This window comes from Sphingomonas suaedae, assembly GCF_007833215.1.
Classification (GTDB): domain Bacteria; phylum Pseudomonadota; class Alphaproteobacteria; order Sphingomonadales; family Sphingomonadaceae; genus Sphingomonas; species Sphingomonas suaedae.
On sequence record NZ_CP042239.1, the window covers coordinates 2,718,403 to 2,736,050 of the forward strand.

General features: G+C 67.4%; 15 protein-coding genes. 11 read left to right on the forward strand and 4 right to left on the reverse strand.

The annotated features are described in order from the left end of the window. The first annotated feature begins 38 nt into the window (after positions 1–38). Together FPZ54_RS12830 and FPZ54_RS12835 are read left to right on the forward strand one after the other, a co-directional pair. Positions 39–545, forward strand: a complete 507-nt coding sequence (locus tag FPZ54_RS12830; protein WP_145847764.1) for a CinA family protein — start codon at positions 39–41, stop codon at positions 543–545. Continuing rightward, the gene (locus tag FPZ54_RS12835) at positions 545–2,593 is read left to right on the forward strand and encodes an NAD(+) synthase (protein WP_145847766.1); all 2,049 of its coding nucleotides are present in this window, start codon (positions 545–547) and stop codon (positions 2,591–2,593) included. Before FPZ54_RS12830 ends, FPZ54_RS12835 begins: the two co-directional genes overlap by 1 nt. Here the strand turns inward: FPZ54_RS12835 and FPZ54_RS12840 are convergent. Further along, positions 2,586–4,163 (reverse strand): cisplatin damage response ATP-dependent DNA ligase, encoded by a 1,578-nt coding sequence (locus tag FPZ54_RS12840; RefSeq protein ID WP_145847768.1) that lies wholly within the window; start codon positions 4,161–4,163, stop codon positions 2,586–2,588. The genes FPZ54_RS12835 and FPZ54_RS12840 overlap by 8 nt on opposite strands. A gap of 129 nt (positions 4,164–4,292) precedes the next feature. Here FPZ54_RS12840 and FPZ54_RS12845 point away from each other — a divergent pair, with 129 nt between their 5' ends. Further along, positions 4,293–4,604: a hypothetical protein gene (locus tag FPZ54_RS12845; protein WP_145847770.1), complete on the forward strand. Its 312-nt coding sequence runs from the start codon at positions 4,293–4,295 to the stop codon at positions 4,602–4,604. Positions 4,605–4,646: 42 nt separating this feature from the next. Here the strand turns inward: FPZ54_RS12845 and FPZ54_RS12850 are convergent, their stop codons facing one another. Next, positions 4,647–5,870 carry a phospholipase D-like domain-containing protein gene (locus tag FPZ54_RS12850; RefSeq protein WP_145847774.1) on the reverse strand — a complete coding sequence of 408 codons (1,224 nt, stop codon included), beginning with the start codon at positions 5,868–5,870 and terminating at the stop codon, positions 4,647–4,649. 130 nt (positions 5,871–6,000) lie between these two features. Here FPZ54_RS12850 and rpoZ point away from each other — a divergent pair, with 130 nt between their 5' ends. The 6 genes from rpoZ (at position 6,001) to FPZ54_RS12880 (ending at position 12,382) form a co-directional block, all read left to right on the forward strand. After that, entirely contained in the window at positions 6,001–6,345 is a 345-nt protein-coding gene (rpoZ, locus tag FPZ54_RS12855; RefSeq protein ID WP_145847776.1) for a DNA-directed RNA polymerase subunit omega, read from the forward strand. 162 nt (positions 6,346–6,507) lie between these two features. After that, positions 6,508–7,887: a glycosyl transferase family protein gene (locus FPZ54_RS12860; RefSeq protein ID WP_145847778.1), complete on the forward strand. Its 1,380-nt coding sequence runs from the start codon at positions 6,508–6,510 to the stop codon at positions 7,885–7,887. Beyond that, the gene (locus FPZ54_RS20210; RefSeq protein ID WP_239019568.1) at positions 7,884–8,894 is read left to right on the forward strand and encodes a hypothetical protein; all 1,011 of its coding nucleotides are present in this window, start codon (positions 7,884–7,886) and stop codon (positions 8,892–8,894) included. The genes FPZ54_RS12860 and FPZ54_RS20210 overlap by 4 nt, the downstream gene beginning before the upstream one ends. A gap of 49 nt (positions 8,895–8,943) precedes the next feature. After that, positions 8,944–9,858, forward strand: a complete 915-nt coding sequence (locus FPZ54_RS12870) for a sulfite exporter TauE/SafE family protein (RefSeq protein ID WP_145847780.1) — start codon at positions 8,944–8,946, stop codon at positions 9,856–9,858. After that, positions 9,855–10,625, forward strand: coding sequence for a TIGR02186 family protein (locus tag FPZ54_RS12875; protein WP_145847782.1), 771 nt, complete (start codon positions 9,855–9,857; stop codon positions 10,623–10,625). The genes FPZ54_RS12870 and FPZ54_RS12875 overlap by 4 nt, the downstream gene beginning before the upstream one ends. A gap of 86 nt (positions 10,626–10,711) precedes the next feature. Continuing rightward, positions 10,712–12,382: an ATP-binding protein gene (locus FPZ54_RS12880; RefSeq protein ID WP_145847784.1), complete on the forward strand. Its 1,671-nt coding sequence runs from the start codon at positions 10,712–10,714 to the stop codon at positions 12,380–12,382. Positions 12,383–12,390: 8 nt separating this feature from the next. On the opposite strand, the gene FPZ54_RS12885 is transcribed toward FPZ54_RS12880, so the two are convergent. Both FPZ54_RS12885 and FPZ54_RS12890 read right to left on the reverse strand, forming a co-directional pair. Continuing rightward, positions 12,391–13,074: a LamG domain-containing protein gene (locus FPZ54_RS12885; RefSeq protein WP_222428304.1), complete on the reverse strand. Its 684-nt coding sequence runs from the start codon at positions 13,072–13,074 to the stop codon at positions 12,391–12,393. Continuing rightward, positions 13,071–14,579 (reverse strand): M23 family metallopeptidase, encoded by a 1,509-nt coding sequence (locus FPZ54_RS12890; protein ID WP_145847785.1) that lies wholly within the window; start codon positions 14,577–14,579, stop codon positions 13,071–13,073. The genes FPZ54_RS12885 and FPZ54_RS12890 overlap by 4 nt, the downstream gene beginning before the upstream one ends. 227 nt (positions 14,580–14,806) lie before the next feature. Here FPZ54_RS12890 and FPZ54_RS12895 point away from each other — a divergent pair, with 227 nt between their 5' ends. Continuing rightward, the gene (locus FPZ54_RS12895) at positions 14,807–17,320 is read left to right on the forward strand and encodes a helicase-related protein (RefSeq protein WP_145847787.1); all 2,514 of its coding nucleotides are present in this window, start codon (positions 14,807–14,809) and stop codon (positions 17,318–17,320) included. Beyond that, complete coding sequence (locus tag FPZ54_RS12900) at positions 17,313–17,612, forward strand: RNA-binding S4 domain-containing protein (protein WP_239019569.1); 300 nt, start codon at positions 17,313–17,315, stop codon at positions 17,610–17,612. The genes FPZ54_RS12895 and FPZ54_RS12900 overlap by 8 nt, the downstream gene beginning before the upstream one ends. The last annotated feature ends 36 nt before the right edge of the window (positions 17,613–17,648 follow it).

Genomic DNA, 17,648 nt, shown 5'->3' on the forward strand with positions numbered 1-17,648 from the left:
CCGGGCGTTTGACCCCGACACCATGTCGGGATGATCGCATGACAGAAACGCTCCAACCGGCGCTGCCGGATGACGTCGATCGCGCCGCACGCGCGGTGCTGGAGGCCGCCTGCGCCGCCAAACTGAGCCTTGTTACTGCCGAAAGCTGTACCGGCGGGATGCTCGCTTCGCTGCTCACCGATGTCGAAGGTGTCAGCTCGGCCTTCGAGCGCGGCTTTGTTGTCTATTCGAAAGACGCGAAATGCGAGTTGCTCCACATTGCGCGCGACACCGTCGAGCGGTGCGGGGCCGTGAGCCGCGCGGTGGCGGTGGCGATGGCCGAAGGTGCGCTCGCCGCCAGCCATGCCGATATCGCGCTGGCGATCACCGGCTTTGCCGGGCCGGGCGGACCCGATGACGAACCCGGCCTCGTCCACTTCGCGTGCGCGCGTCGGGATCACCCGACCGCCCATCGCGAAGAACATTTTGGCGATATTGGTCGCGGACCGACCCGGATTGCCTGTATGCGCGTGGCGTTGGACATGATCGGCGAGGCGATAGACTAGTGGCGAAGCACCGGTTCCATTCGATCCACGCGCACGGCATGGTGCGGGTCGGCGCCTGCACGCCGAGCGCGAGCGCGGGGGACATCGCCGCCAACACCGCCTCGCACATCGCGCTGGCGAAACAGGGCGATGCGGCGGGCGCTGACCTGCTGTTGTTCCCCGAACTCGGCATCACCGGCTATGCGATCGACGATCTGCACCTGCAGGACGCGGTGCTGCGCGCGACCCGGCAGGGTCTGGCGGAGCTGGTCGCGGCGAGCGCGAAGCTCAAGCCCGTGCTGCTCGTCGGCGCGGCGCTGGAGCGCAACGGGCGGCTTTACAATTGCGCGGTGGTGATCGCGCGCGGCCGGGTGCTGGGGGTGGTGCCCAAAAGCTATTTTCCCAATTACCGCGAATATTATGAAAAGCGCTGGTTCGCCTCCGGCATCGGCCTGTCGGGGACGATCGATGTTGCGGGACAGACCGCTCCGTTCGGCACCGACCTGATCTTTGCCGCCAGCGACCTGCCCGATTTCGTGTTCCATGCCGAGATTTGCGAGGATTTCTGGGGGCCGCTGCCCCCATCCACCTTTGGCGCGATGGCCGGGGCGACGATCCTTTGCAACCTGTCGGCCAGCAACATCGTCATCGGCAAGGCGCGCGAGCGGGCGATGCTGTGCGCGGCCCAGTCCGCCCGCACTGCATCGGCCTATATTTTCTCCGCATCGGGGCCGGGCGAAAGCACCACCGACCTCGCCTGGGACGGGCAGAGCCTGATCTATGAGCTGGGCGAACTGCTCGCTGCCTCGGGACGCTTCGATCTCGAGGATGAGCTGATCACCGCGGACATTGACGTCGCGCGGCTGCGGCAGGAGCGGATGCGCTTTGGCACCTTCAACGACAATGCCGCCGCCGCAGGCCATCCCGAGCAGCGCTTTCGCCGGATCGCGTTCGATCATCAGCCGGGGCATGACGATATCGGGCTGCACCGCGCGATCCGCCGCTTTCCCTTCGTGCCCGACACGCCGGAGAAGCTGGACGAGGACTGCTACGAAGCCTTCAACATCCAGGTCGAGGGGCTGCGCAAACGGATGGTGTCGACCGGCGGGTCGAAGCTGGTCATCGGCGTCTCGGGCGGACTCGACTCCACCCACGCGCTGATCGTCGCAGCGAAGGTAATGGATCGGTTGGGGAAACCGCGCAGCGATATTCTCGGTTTCACCATGCCCGGCTTCGCCACCGGCGAGGGGAGCAAGGGCAACGCGTGGGCGCTGATGAAGGCGCTGGGGATCACCGCGGAAGAGATCGATATCCGCCCCGCTGCGCGGCAGATGCTCACCGATATGGGCCACCCCTATGCCGATGGCGAGCCTGTCTATGACGTGACGTTCGAGAATGTTCAGGCGGGACTTCGCACCGACTATCTCTTCCGCCTCGCCAACCAGCGTGGCGGGTTCGTCATCGGCACCGGCGACCTCAGCGAACTCGCGCTCGGCTGGTGCACCTATGGCGTTGGCGACCAGATGTCGCATTATGCGGTGAACGCGGGCGTGCCCAAGACGCTGATCCAGTTTCTGATCCGCTGGTGCATCGCGACCAACCAGTTCGATGCCGAGACCGATGCGGTGCTCGACGCGATCCTGGCGCAGGAAATCTCGCCCGAACTGGTCCCTGCCGACGCCAGCGGCGCGATGCAGAGCACCGAGGCGAAGATCGGGCCGTACGCGCTCAACGACTTTTTCGTCCATTATGTCGTGCGCCACGGGCTCGCGCCGTCGAAAATCGCGTTCCTTGCCTGGCAGGCGTGGAAGGATGCCGATGCGGGCGAATGGCCGCTGGGCGTGCCGCCGCACCAACGCGTCGCCTATGATCTGCCGACGATCCGCCACTGGCTGGAAAAGTTCCTGATCCGCTTCTTCGCACAGAGCCAGTTCAAGCGCAGCGCGATCCCCAACGGGCCGAAAGTGTCCGCGGGCGGGGCGCTGTCCCCGCGCGGGGACTGGCGCGCGCCGTCGGACGGGGTGGCGGGGCCGTGGCTCGACGAGCTTGAGGCGAACGTCCCTAGGTAACCAGCCGCTCCAGTCCGGCAATCGTATCCGCCTCATGCGCGGGTTTGTCGGTGCGGATGCGGCTGATCCGCGGAAAGCGCATCGCGAGGCCCGATTTGTGCCGCTTCGACGCATGAATCGAATCGAACGCCACCTCCAGCACAAGGCTCTTTTCCACCTCACGAACCGGGCCGAACCGCGCGGTCGTATTGTTGCGCACGAAGCGGTCGAGCCATTTCAGCTCCTCATCGGTGAACCCGAAATAGGCCTTGCCCACCGGCAACAGCTCGCCGCCATCGGTCCATGCGCCGAATGTGTAGTCCGAGTAGAAGGACGATCGCTTCCCGCTCCCGCGCTGCGCATACATCAGCACGCAATCGGCGGTCAGCGGTTCGCGCTTCCACTTATACCAGAGGCCCACGCGCCGCCCGGCGACATAGGGGGCGTCGCGCCGCTTGAGCATCACTCCCTCGATCGCCGCGTCGCGGGCGCCGGCGCGTAGCTCCTCCAGCGCCGCAAAATCCTCCGCGTCGATCAGGGCGGAAACGTCGAACCGGTCGGCGTCGAGCCGCGCGGCGAAGGCGTCCAGCCGCGCGCGACGCGCATGCCAGGGCAATTCGCGCAGATCATCGGCGCCATCGAACAACAGGTCATAGAGCCGCACGAACGCGGGAAATTCCGCGAGCGTCTTTGCCGAAACCACTTTTCGTCCCAGCCGCTGCTGCAACGCGTTGAAACTTCCAGCCTCACCACCCTGAGCTTCGCCACGCACCAGCAATTCGCCGTCGAGCACGCCCGGCGTGGCAAAGGCCGAGGCGACATCGGGAAAGCTGCCCGTTATGTCGTCTCCGGCGCGACTGAACAGGCGCGTCTGGCCCGCGACATGGACGATCTGGACTCGGATGCCGTCCCATTTCCATTCCGCGGCATAGTCGTTGAGGTCGATCTGTGTCTCCTCAAGCGGGTGGGCAAGCATGAAGGGGCGAAACACCGGCACGTCCAGCGTCGTCGGCTGCGGCCCGCGCCCTTCGCCCCAGGCGAACAACGGCGCATAGGGTGGGGACAGGCCGTGCCACACCTCCTCCACCGCATCGACATCGACCCCGAACGCTTCGGCAAAGGCAGTCTTGGCGAGCCGCGCCGACACCCCGACGCGCAGGCCTCCGGTGGCGAGCTTGAGCAACGCATAGCGTTCGTCCGCCGCCAGCCGGTCGAGCATCGCGCCGAGTGCAGCCGGCGCATCGGATCGCGTCAGGCTGGCCAGGCGATTGACGACGGCCCCCAGCGTCAACGGTTCCGCCTCCGGCGGCGGCACCGCCGGTTCGGGCCAGATCAGCGCCACCGTCTCGGCCGTATCGCCGACGAAATCGCGGCTCAGCTGGAACAGCACCGGATCGACCCGCTCGCCCACCAGCGCGCGGATCGTCGCAGGCTTGACCGCGGGCAGGTCGAGCGTCCCGGTCAGCGCCGCCAGTCCCCAGCCGCGATCCGGGTCGGGCGTTTCACGCAGCCACGCGCCGATCAGCCGCAGCTTCGCATTGCGCGACCGCGTGTAGATCAGCCGGTCGAGAAGGTCGGCAAAGGCGCGCATGGGCGCTCAACATGGCGCAACGCCGACGGTTCCGCCAATCCCTCTCGCTCCCGTCGCCGGTTCACGCTAGCGTAAAGCTGCCGGAGAGGCCGGACGCGATTCGCGCGTGCCGTGAGAGGGATATATTCGATGAAGACCCTATTGCTTGCCGTCGCCGTATCGGTCCTGCCGCTCGCGCCCGTTTCGTTTGCTCAGGACGGCGCGCCCGCCGCCGCGGTGGCGACCACCGCGAAGTTCAACCTCGACACGCCGATTCAGGACATCGTCGCCAACGAACAGGCGAAGGCCGCGCTCGAAGCCAATATCCCCGGCCTGTCGGCGCATGAAAGCTATGAAATGTTCAAGGGCATGAGCCTCAAGCAGCTCTCGGCCTATGCCGCCGACAAGCTGACCCCCGAACTGCTGGCCAAGACCGAGAAGGACCTTGCCGCAGTGAAGTGAGTGTCGAACCCTCCCCCCGCCAGGGGGAGGGTTTCGTAACCCTCAATCCTCGCGGTTGATGTTGAGCGAGCGGGTCACGCGATAGTCCAGCACGCCGACGACGAAATAGGTCAGCGCCTGCATCATCCGCATCCACGGACCGGTGCGCTCACGATGCAGCGCCCGGGTCACCTCCAGCGATCGGGCCACTTCCGCATCGACATAGGCGCGGACATGCGCCGCAAACGCCCTGTCCTCGATCCGCAGCATCACTTCCAGATTGAGGAACAGGCTGCGCATGTCGAAATTGGCCGACCCGATCTGCACCGCATCGTCGATCACGAACAATTTGGTGTGCAGCTTGGTCGGCAGATATTCGAAGATCCTGACCCCGCGTCGTAACAGTCCGCGATAGGTGAAGCGCGCGGCGTGCAGCGTCAGGTGATTGTCGGTGATCGACGGTACGATCACCCGTACCCGCCCACCACGCCGCGCCGCGCGGCCCAGGCGCAGCAGCATCGCCGGGCTCGGGAAGAAATAGGCGGCAAGAATGTCGATCGCCGACGCGCGTTTGAGATCGCGCCGCACCGCCCGCGCCCAGGGGGACAGCCGCCGTGTCGGCCCGCCGAGCAGCCAGCGCAATTCGCCCTGCGGCTCGCTCCAGTGTGACAGCGCCTTGCGCAATACGCGCAACGGCGCGCGCGGCCGCTTCGCCCAGCGCCAGAGCGCGTCGAAATATCCGCCCAGCCGCGCCGCTGTCGGCCCCTCCACCAGCAGCCCCAGATCGCGCCATCCATCGCTGCCCGGCGCGCCGAAATAATCATCCTGGATGTTGAAGCCGCCGATGATGATCCGCGCGCGTTCCGCGTCCTCGGCATCGGCGAGCGCGATCTTTTGATGGTTGCGCAACAGATAGCGCCGCCCCAGCCGCGGCACGAAGAAGCACACACGCCCCCCCGCTTCGCGCAATGGCGCGAAGAAATCCCGGTCATAGGCGGGGTCGCTGCCCAGCCCGTCGACGATCAGCGTGACCTCGACCCCGCGCCGCACCGCATCGGTCAGCGCTACGCGCACCCGTTCGCCGACCGCGTCATCGGTGTAGATATAATAAAGCAGTCGCAGCGATATCCGCGCGTTCGCGATCAACGCCATCAGTGCTTCGAGCCGACGCGGACCGGTGTCGAGCAGCTGAAGGCGACTGCCCGCGATCTCGAACACCGGCTGTGGCGCCGGTTCGGGCGGCAGGCCGGGCGGAATCGTCGGTGGTGGATCGGCGGCCTGCTCCATCACTGGCGACTTGCACCAAGCGCGCCGTCCATGCCAGCCCTACAGCGACGTCCGCCGATTTCCTTGACTCCGCACAGCCCAGCCTCTAACTGACGCGCTTTCCTGTATCTCTGCCCGAAGGAAGCGTTTCATGGCGCGCGTCACTGTCGAGGATTGCGTCGACAAGGTATCCAACCGTTTTGATCTCGTGCTGCTGGCTGCGCAACGCGCGCGCCAGATCTCGGGCGGCGCCGAGCTGACCATCGATCGCGACCGCGACAAAAACCCGGTCGTGGCGCTGCGCGAGATCGCCGAAGAAACGGTTCGTCCGGACAACCTGGAAGAATCGCTGGTCGGCAGCCTTCAGCGCGTTCAGATCGACGATGAGGAAGCGCCCGATGAGGTCGGCAGCCTCTCGGCTTCCGCGGAGGCGCTGCGCCTCACCGCCGCCGCGCCGCCGCGCAACCAGAATCTCGGTGCCGACTACGACGGCTGACCCGCCGCAGCATCGCCGCCGATCGAAAGGCCGCTGTCCCGATGGGACGGCGGCCTTTTCGTTGGCGTGTGGAGGAGAGATCGGTCCAGTGCGGACCAACTAACCCCTTGATCGGATTGTCGCCGTAACGGACATTCTTTCCTCCGAATCGGGGGGAATCCTTTGCCGGGAAGCGACGCGCTCATTCTCGCAATCGATTCGCTCGCGCGCGAAGCAATGCTGTTCGCCGCGATCGGCTTCCTGATCGGCGGCATCGACGACCTGTTGGTTGATGTCGCTTATGGCGCAACCTGGCTGCGCGCCCGGCTGCGCCGGGAACGGCCGCGCGCGCTCGACGTCGCGCCGCTCCCGATCGCGATATTCATTCCCGCCTGGGACGAGGCGGCGGTGATCGGGGCGATGCTGCGGGCTACGCTCGCCCGTTACGACTATCCCGACTATCGCCTCTATGTCGGCGCCTACCCCAACGATCCGGCGACGATCGCGGCGGTGTCGGAGGTCGCGTTGACGGACCCGCGCGTGCGGCTGGTGGTCACCGCCACCGCGGGGCCGACAACCAAGGCCGATTGTCTCAATACATTGTGGCGCGCGTTGCTGCGCGACGAAGCGGCGGGAGAGCCATTCGCGGCGGTGCTGCTACACGATGCCGAGGATCTGGTCGATCCACAGGAACTGCGCGTCTTCGCCGCCTGGCTTGGCGATCACGAAGCAGTGCAACTGCCCGTCCTCCCGCTCGCCGACCCGCGCTCTCCCCTCGTCGCTGGTCACTATCTCGACGAGTTTGTCGAGGCACATGCCAAGAATCTGGTGGTCCGCGCAGCGCTTGGGGCCGCCCTGCCCTTTGCCGGGGTCGGCTGCGCGATCCGCCGCGACATGATCGTGCGCATTGCAGATATACGCGGCGGTATGCCGTTCGACGAAACGAGCATCACCGAGGATTATGAGCTGGGACTGACCGTGACCGAACTTGGCGGGCGCACCGCATTTGTCCGGATGCGCGACGATCAGGGTTCGATGATCGCGGTGCGCGCCTATTTCCCGGCACAGATCGGGGCGGCGGTGCGGCAAAAGGCGCGCTGGATGACCGGCATCGCGCTCGCGGGATGGGACCGCGTGGGGTGGCAGCGCGGCGGATCGATCGGCGAGCATTGGATGCGAATGCGCGACCGGCGCGCGACGCTGGCGATCCCGGTCCTCGCGATCGCCTATGTCGCGCTGGTCGCCTGGGGCGTCGCGCTCGCTATCCATCTCGCGACCGCCACGCCGATGTCGGCACCCGGCGGGTTCACCGCGCCGCTCCTGATCGCGAACGCGGTGCTGCTCGGCTGGCGCGTGGCGATGCGCGCGGCCTTTACGGGCGCGGCCTATGGACCGACGCAGGCGATCCTTTCGGTGCCGCGATTGTTCGTCGCCAATTTGGTGGCCTTGCTCGCCGCGAGGCGAGCGATCACGCTTTATTGGCCTACGCTGCGCGGGGTCCCGCCGCGCTGGGAAAAGACGGCGCATCATTTCCCCGACGCCACCGAGCACCCAGCGACATGAGCGGGCGCGGTCGCCCGCTGCGCTTTGTCGCGCTCGTCGCGGCGGGATGGGCGGGGATGCGTGTGGTCTTGCTCTGGCCAGAGGGCGCCACCCTGCCCCAGGCGATCGAGGCAGCGATGCCGCTGCGTTCGGCGCGCGCCGCCGTCTCACCACCATCGACCATCCCCGCGCCCCGCCCGGCCATGCCGATCTCGCGCAACGCCACGGAGCAATGGCGCACCGCCGCGCCACTTGCGCCGATCCCCCGCGTGACGACAGCCAAAGCGCGCAGCTTCGCGATGCTTGGCCTTGTCGCTTTCGGTCAGGAACAGGTGATCGATGCGCCGCCGGGCGTGCTCCCGCGCGCAGGGCCGCTACGGACCGCGATGCTGCCCGAACCCGCCCGGCCCGACCGGTGGAGCGCGAGCGCCTGGCTCGTCACCCGGCGTGGCGCTGCGGGCGGCGGCGCGATGCTGGGCAGCGATCAGGCCGGCGCACGGATTGTCTATGCGCTCCGTCGCGACCGCGCGCTGGCGCTCTATGCCCGGGCGAGCGGACCACTGTCCGGCACGGGCCGCGAGCTGGCAGTCGGCGTCGAATGGCGCCCGTTCCGCGCACCGCTCCGCTTCCTCGCCGAACAGCGTATCGCGGTGGATGGCGGAAAGTCGGGCCCGGCGCTCGGAATTGTTGCGGGGGTCGACCGGGTGACGCTGCCCTTCGCCTTCGAACTCGAGGCCTATGGCCAGGCGGGCGGGGTCGCGCGGGCACGGATCGAGCCCTTTGCCGATGGCGCGATGCGGGTGACGCGCGAGATCGCCTCGCCCGGCGCGGCCCGGGTGACGCTGGGGGCAGGCGCCTGGGGGGCGGCACAGCGCGAGGCGGCGCGACTGGACATCGGGCCAAGCGCGGTCGCCACGCTGCCGCTCGGCGGGCCGACCGTGCGCATCGCGATCGACTGGCGCGAGCGGGTGGCGGGAGATGCGCGCCCGGGATCGGGACCGGCGCTCTCGGTCGGGGCGGATTTCTGATCTCGCCGCCTTCCTAGCGCCCCGATGAGCCGCTAGGCAGGGATCGCCCATGGATCTCTACCTGCCCATCGCCAATCTTTCGGTCAATGCGCTCGTCATCGTGCTGCTGGGCCTTGGCGTCGGACTCTTGTCGGGGATGTTCGGCGTTGGCGGCGGGTTCCTCACCACGCCGCTGCTGATCGTCTATGGCATTCCGCCGACCGTCGCCGCCGCGTCCGCCGCGAGCCAGGTGACCGGCGCCAGCGTCTCGGGTGTGTTCGCGCATCTGCGCCGCAAGGGTGTGGACATGCATATGGGACTATGGCTGATCGGCGGCGGCGTGCTGGGATCGGGGGCCGGTGCGATCCTGTTCCGGCTGCTTCAGGCGAGCGGCCAGATCGATACGGTGATCGCCGTTCTCTACGTGCTGATGCTGGGGTCGATCGGCTGGCTGATGCTGTCAGAATCGCTGCGATCGATCCGCGCGACCCGGGAGGGTGGCGCCGCGCGCGCCCGACGGCGACGGCATCATCCGATGGTTGCGGCGCTTCCGCTGCGCTGGCGTTTCTATCGCTCGGGCCTCTATATCTCGCCGCTCGCGCCGCTGCTGCTGGGCTTTGCCACCGGCATATTGACGATGCTGCTTGGTGTTGGCGGCGGGTTCATCCTGATCCCGGCGATGCTCTATCTGCTCGGGATGCCGGCGCAGGTGGTGGTCGGCACCTCACTGTTCCAGATTCTGTTTGTCAGCGCTTCGGCGACGATGGTTCATTCGGTGACGACAAAGGCGGTCGATATCGTCCTTGCCGTCCTGCTGCTGCTGGGGTCGGTGGTCGGCGCGCAATTGGGTGCGCGCTTCGCCGCGCGCGCGCGGCCCGAATATCTGCGCCTTGTCCTTGCGGTGATGGTGCTGCTGGTCGCGATCCAGATGCTGGTCGGCCTCGCCTGGCGGCCCGACGAAATCTACTCGGTGGAATTGGGATGAAGCGCGCTTTGCCCCTGTTGCTCGCTCTCGCCGCGCCGCTGCTGCTCGGTCAGGCCAAGCCGATTCTCGTCCCCGACGTTTCGCAGCGCGAGATCGAGATCATCTATTCCTTCACCGGCGCCGAACTGTTGCTGTTCGGCGCGATCGTTCAGCCGGGCAGTGGCGCGCCCCGGCCCGGCGACCGCCCGATCGACGTCGTCGTGGTGGTGAAGGGCCCGACCGAATCGGTGGTGGTGCGGGAGAAACAGCGGGTGGCCGGCATCTGGGTCAACGCGGATCGAACCCGCTATCGTTCCGCCCCTTCCTTCTACGCCCTCGCCTCATCGCGCCCGATCGCCGATATCGTCGATGCGCGGACCCGGGCGATCTACGAGCTTGGCCTCGACAGCCTCCAGCTGTCCCCGGCCTCGGGAGACGCGCCTGCGGTCCAGTCGCGGTTCGATGCGGGGCTGGTCGATCTCAAGCGCCGCGCAGGCCTCTATTACGAAGCCCCGGGGGCGGTCGAGATCAGCGAGAATGTCCTCTATCGCGGTCGCGTCCAGATCCCGGCGCGCGTGCCCGTGGGACGCTTCACCGCGGAAACCTTCCTGATCCGCGACGGGCGAGTCCTCGCCGCTGCGGTGCGGGAGATCGACATCCGCAAATCCGGGTTCGAACGCTGGGTCGCGCGTGCCGCAGAGCGCAGCTCGATCCTCTATGGCATCGCTGCGGTTCTGCTCTCGATCGGGTTCGGCTGGGCGGCAGGGGCGATCTGGCGGCGATTCTGACGCCACGCTTTTCACCTCCACGCCAACCACTTCTTTACCGCTACCCCGCATAACCAGCTCGTTTCGCAGGGGAGCAGCGGCACTATATGACCGAGGACATGGGCGGCCACCGTTTTGATCGTATTCGCCCCGCGTCCGAGGCAGCGGTGCCTGTCGGCGCGCCGACTCAGGGTATCGGGAGCGTATCGGCGATCGGCGGCGCGTCGAGCGAAGCGGTGCTGGATCGCGCCGCGATCGCTTCGCTTTCGACCAGCGCAGACCCGGCGATTGCGGGCGCGGGCACGGTCGGCAGCCAGGTCAAACTGCGCGTCGGCAGCAGCTGGCTGATCGCCAATGTCCGCGCGCTGCGGCTCGACGATCGCAGCGGTCAGGTCGTCGCGCAGATCGACTTTCTGGGAGAGGGGGACGAGGAGAAGCTGACCGGCAAGCTCTACAGCTTCCGTCGCGGCGTCACCCGCTACCCCGTTCCCGGCACCGCGGTTTTTCCGGTGTCGACCGCGGACCTCAAGCAGATCTACGCCGCCGATGACCGCGCGCACATCGAGGTCGGCAACGTGTATCCGACCAAGGACATCCGCGCCGCGCTCTATGTCGATGCGATGCTTGGCAAGCATTTCGCACTGCTCGGATCGACCGGTACCGGCAAATCGACCGCCGCCGCGCTGATCCTCCACCGCATCTGCGAGCTCGCGCCGCAGGGCCATGTCGTGATGATCGATCCGCACGGGGAATATTCGGCGGCGTTCAAGACCAATGGCGCGCTATACGACGTGTCGAACCTCGCCATGCCGTACTGGCTCATGAATTTCGAGGAGCATTGCGAGGTGTTCGTCACCTCCGAAGGGTCGGACCGCCAGGTCGATGCCGACATCCTTGCGCGCTGCATCCTCATGGCCAAGCAGAAGAACCGGCTCGCCGCCGAATTCGGCAAGCTCACCGTCGAAGCGCCGATCCCCTATCTGCTGTCGGACCTGACGCAGATCATCCAGCTCGAAATGGGGAAGATGGACAAGGCGACCGACGCCGCGCCCTATCTGCGGCTCAAGGGCAAGATCGAGGAAATCAAGGCAGATCCCCGCTATACCTTCATGTTCAGCGGGATGCTGGTGTCGGACACGATGGCGAACTTCATCAGCCGCATCTTCCGCCTGCCCGGCGACGGCAAGCCGATCTCGATCATCGACGTGTCGGGCGTGCCGAGCGAGATCACCAGCGTGGTCGTCGCGGTGCTCAGCCGCATGGTGTTCGACTATGCGATCTGGTCGCGTGGTGAGGCGCCGCGCCCGATCCTGCTCGTCTGCGAAGAGGCGCACCGCTACGTCCCCAACGAGCGCAACGCCGATGGCTCCTCGGTCGGCCGCATCCTCAGCCGGATCGCCAAGGAAGGGCGCAAATATGGCGTCTCGCTGGGGCTGATCACGCAGCGCCCGTCGGATCTGGCCGAAGGGGTGCTGTCGCAATGCGGCACGATCATCTCGATGCGTCTCAACAACGACCGCGACCAGGCATTCGTCCGCGCGGCGATGCCCGAAGGTGCGCGCGGCTTCCTCGATTCGATCCCTGCTCTGCGCAACCGCGAGTGCATCATGGTCGGCGAGGGCGTCGCGACGCCAGTGCGCGTGGCGTTCGACGCGCTCGAGGAAAACAAGCGTCCCGCTTCGGGCGATCCGCTGTTCTCGGAGCTATGGCGCCACATGGGCGGCGAGGATCAGATCCTTGAGCGTACAATTCGCCGCTGGCGCGCGCAGGGGCGGTGAGGTCCGCGCTACGGGATTTTCAGGACGTAATTGCGCGGGCTTAACGCCTGCCCGCGCGTGAACGCCGCCGCGCGCACCGCACCCATGAACGGGCTGACCGCATTCATCCGCATCCCCACCGACGCCACTCCCGGCGCCTGCGGCACAAAAGCGAGTTCGGCGTTCGCCTGCTCGACGCCATTGACGAACGCGCTATAGGTCCGACCGTCAAAGCTTTGCGCGACATGGTGCCAGCGCCCCACCGGCCAGCGTTTGCTAGGGTCGATCAGCGGCGCGCGATAGCCGGGGCCGAGCAGGAAGGTGTCGAGCCACCACTCGCTGCCCTCGGTACGGATTTCAAACAGCATCCGCTGTCCGTATTTCGCGGTCGCGGCGGAGCCGTCGCCGCTCTCCAGATGGAGCCAGCGTTGCTCGAACGCGCCGCCATCGGGGCGGAACAGTGCCTCGAACGTAAAGCGCGGGGTGCCCGCGAGCGGGTGGCGCGGGATCAGCAGCTGGTCGCGCACCCCGTCGAACAGCACCGCCTTGCCCAGCGGACCGTCGATCAGCTGCGGCGCACCGATCACGCGCGGCGTCAGGCCGCCGATGCGCTTGAGCGAATCGAAGGTCCAGACTTCGGACCGCGATTTTGCAAATAAGGGGGCAACGCCCGCGACCGCCGCACCGGTGATCAGCGCGCGGCGCGCGATCACTCGGCGGCGTCCGCGTCCTTGTCGGGCTTGGTGCGCGTCCCGCCCACCGGCACCGCGAGCAACTGCGCCAGTTTCGACTTGAATGCACGCAGATCATTGCCGCCCAGTTGCTGGACGACCGAGAAGGACACCGAGCGCGGATTGATCGCGACGCCGTTGCGATAGAGTTCGTAATGAAGGTGCGGGCCCGTCGAAATGCCGGTCGATCCGACATAGCCGATCACCTGCCCCCGGCTGACGCGCTGGCCCGACCGCACCGCAATGCGGCTCATATGACCATAGCCGGTGCCCATGCCGCCGCTATGGTTGATGCGCACGAAATTGCCGTACCCGCCATTGCGCCCGGCGAAGACGACCTTGCCGTCATTGGCCGCGCGGATCGGCGCGCCATAGCCCGCCGCGATGTCCAGCCCCTTGTGCATCCGGGTGAAACGCAGCACCGGGTGGCGGCGCAGCCCGAAGCCGGAGCTGATCCGGCCCGATGCGGGCATCGCCATCTGGCCCTTGCGCTCGCCCTTGCCGCTGCCGTCATACCACGAGACCTTGCCGTCTTCTTCCCACCGGACGAGCTGCAACTTGCCCGACCCGCCTCCGGTGAGACCGGCATAGAGGAGATTGCCCATCTGGACCTCGCCGGTCGCGGCGCGCGCCTGTTCGACGATGATGTCGAACTCCGCATCCGACCCGACCCGACCGATCGGCGTCCGCGTCGCGATCGAGCGGATATAGGCCTCGACCGCGCGCGCAGGCGCACCGGCGGCGCGCGCCGAACGGTACAGGCTCTCGCCCACCCGGCCGCGGATGCGCAGCGGGGTGTGATCGACCGCGATCGGAATTTCGTTGAGCGCGAGACCGGTGGGGGTCCGCACCAGCTCAAGGCTGAGGTCGAAGCGCGCGCGGAAGGCGAGCTTTTCGAGCGGGCGCGGCTGTGACTTGTCGAACCGGCGGCCGAGCGTGACATCCAGCTGGGTGCCGGACTTGAGGTCGCCCAGCGCCATCGCGCCCGCGATCAGGTCTGCGGCCTGTGCCGCTTCACCCTTGCCCACCCCGGTCCGCGTCAGAACCGTCTGAAGCGCGCTGCCCGAGCCCAGCGTCACGCTATGCTGGATAATCGGCCGCTCGGGCGTATCGGTGAGATTGGCAACCAGCCGCGTCGCACCCAGCCGGGTGCCGGTGGCTCCGCCCTTGTCGAGCGGCGCGATCGCCTGCGCGCGCATCAGATCGGCGCCTGCGGCCTTCGCGGTCGGGATGCTGCCGTAAATCGGGCGTTCGAACCCCGGCGACAGCAGCATGACCCCTGCGCACAGTCCGGCACAGGTGGCGGCGCCACGAAACCATTCGCCGCTGCCAATGCGCGAGCCAAGATCAGGGACCAGTTCGAAATCGGGAAAGCGCTCGCGCAACCGCTCACCGAGCGTCGGACGCGGAGTCACGGTAACATGGCCGAACGACAGGGATGTCGTTCCTCCCGCTTGCTCGAACCCATGATCGCTGCGCAGAAACAAGGCGCGCTGCCCCCACCAAAAAACGTCAGAACAAAGCCGTCCCCCGGCGTCGGCCAGCAGGGTTGTGGATAGTATATGCTAAAGTCAAATTAAGCAGCGTCCCGGTACGGGATTCCTGCGGCGAGTCGTGCAGGTGAGCGGACGGGGCGTGGATTAACCAAAATCGACACGGAACCTTGATCGCGATGCTTGCGCCCCGGCCGTGTCGGCGCGATCTTGGGGCGGTAATGAGTAACCCTTCCGACAGCCGGGTCACTGCGGTGCTTGGCCCGACCAATACCGGCAAGACGCACCTCGCGATCGAACGGATGGCCGCGCATTCGAGCGGGATCATCGGCTTTCCGCTGCGGCTGCTGGCCCGCGAGGTCTATGACCGGATGGTGGCGTTGAAAGGGCCGAAGGAGGTCGCCCTGGTCACCGGCGAGGAACGGATCGTCCCGCCCGGCGCGCGCTGGTTCCTGTGTACCGCCGAGTCCATGCCGCTGGATCGAGAGGTCAGCTTCGTAGCTCTCGACGAAGCGCAACTCGGTGCCGATCCGGAGCGCGGCCATGTGTTCACCGACCGCATCCTGCGTGCGCGCGGCCGCGACGAAACGATGATCCTGGGGTCGGACAGCCTGCGCCCGGTGCTGCGCAAGCTGGTGCCCGATGCCGAGATCGTCACCCGCCCGCGCTTCTCGACCCTGTCCTATGCCGGGGCGAAAAAACTGTCGCGCCTGCCAAAACGCTCCGCCATCGTCGCGTTCAGCGCCGAGGAAGTCTATGCGGTCGCGGAGGCGCTGCGGCGACTGCGCGGCGGCGCGGCGGTGGTGATGGGCGCGCTCAGCCCCCGAACCCGCAACGCGCAGGTCGCGATGTTCCAGGCGGGCGAGGTCGATTATCTCGTCGCCACCGACGCGATCGGCATGGGCCTCAACCTCGACGTGCACCACGTCGCCTTTGCCAGCCTGAACAAGTTCGACGGACGCCGCAGCCGTCGGCTGACCATCGCCGAAATGGCGCAGATCGCCGGACGCGCGGGCCGCCACCAGCGCGACGGGACGTTCGGCGCACTGGTCGAGGAGGGGCCGGGCGCGTTCACGCCCGAAGAGATCGCCGCGATCGAAGGGCATCGCGTCCCCGCCCTCGACCATCTCTATTGGCGCGAAGGCGAGCCGGATCTGGCCAGCATCGACGCGCTGGTCGCCAGTCTTGAGGCCAAGCCCGGTCTTCCCGTGCTGAGAGCCGCGCCCGAGGCGACCGACCTGATCGTGCTCAAGCGTCTCGCGGGCGAGGATTGGGTGCGCGACCGCGTCCGCTCGCCCCGCGCCGTCGCGCGGTTATGGGCGGCGTGCGGCTTGCCTGATTTCCGCAAACTTGGCGCCGATCCCCATGCCCGCTTCGTCGCGCGCATCTTCCGGCATCTGAGCGAGGGCCGGGGCCATATCCCGCATAGCTGGTTCGCCGACGAACTCGCGCGGCTCGACCGGGTGGACGGCGATGTCGAGACCATCGCCGGGCGCATCGCCGCAGCCCGCAGCTGGGCCTATATCGCCCATCGCGCCGACTGGCTGGAGGACCCGGCGCACTGGGCCGCGCGCACCGGCGCATTGGAGGAAAGGCTGTCCGATGCGTTGCACGCCAGCCTCACCCAGCGCTTCGTCGACAAGCGAACGACGGTGCTGCTGCGCCGGATCGGTGCCGATGCCTCGCATCTGCCGGTCGTCGTCGGCCCCGAAGGCGAGGTCAGCGTCGAGGAGCATGTGCTGGGCCAGCTCACCGGATTTCATTTCGCGGTCGCCGCCGATGCGCGCGCCGCAGACAAGCGGATGCTGCTCGCCGCCGCCGAAAAGGGCCTGGCGTCCGAATTGCGTTCCCGCGCCGCCACGCTTGCGCAAGCGCCTGACGATGCGTTGACGCTGGCGAATGGCGCGATTCATTGGCGCGACGCGCGGGTCGCATGGGTCGAGCCGGGCACAAACCCGGTGCGCCCCGCAATCCGGCTCGACCGCACGCTCGACAGGCTCGATCCGCACGAACGCACTGCGATTCACGCGCGGCTTTCGGACTGGTTCGGTGCCCGCATCGCCGCCGACCTGCCCGATCTGGCGGCACTCGACGCGCTCAGCCGCGACGCGGGCGCGGGCAGCCGCACCCGCGCGCTTGCCGGATTGCTGGTCGAGGCGGGCGGGATGATGCCGCGCCGCGCGGCGGGCGCACTCGTCGAGGCGCTCGACCCGCAGGATCGCAAAAGGCTGCGCAAGGCGGGGGTGACGATCGGCACGCTCGATCTTTTCCTCCCCTCGCTGCTCAAGCCACGCGCCGCCGCCGCGCGCCGGGCCCTGCTCGCGCTGGAGACCGCGCCTGTAGAGGGGGCGACCGTCCTGTCCCGCAATGCTCCCGGCGCCGCGCTGGAACATGGCTATCGCCCGCTCGGACAACAGGCGGTGCGCATCGACATGGCCGAACGCATCGCCCGCGCCGCCCACGATGCGCGCCCAAAGAAGGACACCAAGAAAAGTAAAGGCGGACGCGCGCCCTTCGCACCCGATCCCACGCTCGCCACATCGATGGGCCTCACGCCCGACACGCTCGCGCGGCTGATGGCGCAGCTTGGCTTCCAGTCGGTGCGAACCCCGAAGGGCGAGCGACAGCGCTGGGTGTGGAAGGGGATGACTCCGCTCGCCAAACCCAAGCCGCCGCCGCGCGACACGCCGATGGGTCACGCCTTTGCGCGGCTTGCCGAGATGGCGGATGACTGATCCTGCAATGGCGATGCGGCTCGACCGCTTCCTATGGTTCGCGCGGCTGGTGAAGACGCGCAGCGCGGCGCAGGATCTGGCGGAGACCGGGCTGATGCGGCTCGACGGGCGACGGATAGAGCGGTCTTCGGTGCAGGTCCGGGTCGGGTCGGTGATCGCCTTTCCGCTGCGCGGCAAGGTGCGCGTGCTGCGCATCGAGGCGTTGCCGCTGCGCCGGGGGCCGCCGAGCGAGGCGGCGACGCTCTATCAGGAACTGCTGACCGGATCGCCCTCGAGCGGGGCCATAGCGTAAAATTAAGAACGTATCGCAGAAAGCGTCTCTTGATTG

Bases quoted from the DNA above. Each gene is read 5' to 3' on its own strand.
- FPZ54_RS12830 (WP_145847764.1), top strand. From the start codon at position 39: ATGACAGAAACGCTCCAACCGGCGCTGCCGGATGACGTCGATCGCGCC.
- FPZ54_RS12840 (WP_145847768.1), bottom strand. From the start codon at position 4,163: ATGCGCGCCTTTGCCGACCTTCTCGACCGGCTGATCTACACGCGGTCG.
- FPZ54_RS12845 (WP_145847770.1), top strand. From the start codon at position 4,293: ATGAAGACCCTATTGCTTGCCGTCGCCGTATCGGTCCTGCCGCTCGCG.
- FPZ54_RS12850 (WP_145847774.1), bottom strand. From the start codon at position 5,870: ATGGAGCAGGCCGCCGATCCACCACCGACGATTCCGCCCGGCCTGCCG.
- rpoZ (WP_145847776.1), top strand. From the start codon at position 6,001: ATGGCGCGCGTCACTGTCGAGGATTGCGTCGACAAGGTATCCAACCGT.
- FPZ54_RS20210 (WP_239019568.1), top strand. From the start codon at position 7,884: ATGAGCGGGCGCGGTCGCCCGCTGCGCTTTGTCGCGCTCGTCGCGGCG.
- FPZ54_RS12870 (WP_145847780.1), top strand. From the start codon at position 8,944: ATGGATCTCTACCTGCCCATCGCCAATCTTTCGGTCAATGCGCTCGTC.
- FPZ54_RS12875 (WP_145847782.1), top strand. From the start codon at position 9,855: ATGAAGCGCGCTTTGCCCCTGTTGCTCGCTCTCGCCGCGCCGCTGCTG.
- FPZ54_RS12880 (WP_145847784.1), top strand. From the start codon at position 10,712: ATGACCGAGGACATGGGCGGCCACCGTTTTGATCGTATTCGCCCCGCG.
- FPZ54_RS12895 (WP_145847787.1), top strand. From the start codon at position 14,807: ATGAGTAACCCTTCCGACAGCCGGGTCACTGCGGTGCTTGGCCCGACC.
- FPZ54_RS12900 (WP_239019569.1), top strand. From the start codon at position 17,313: ATGACTGATCCTGCAATGGCGATGCGGCTCGACCGCTTCCTATGGTTC.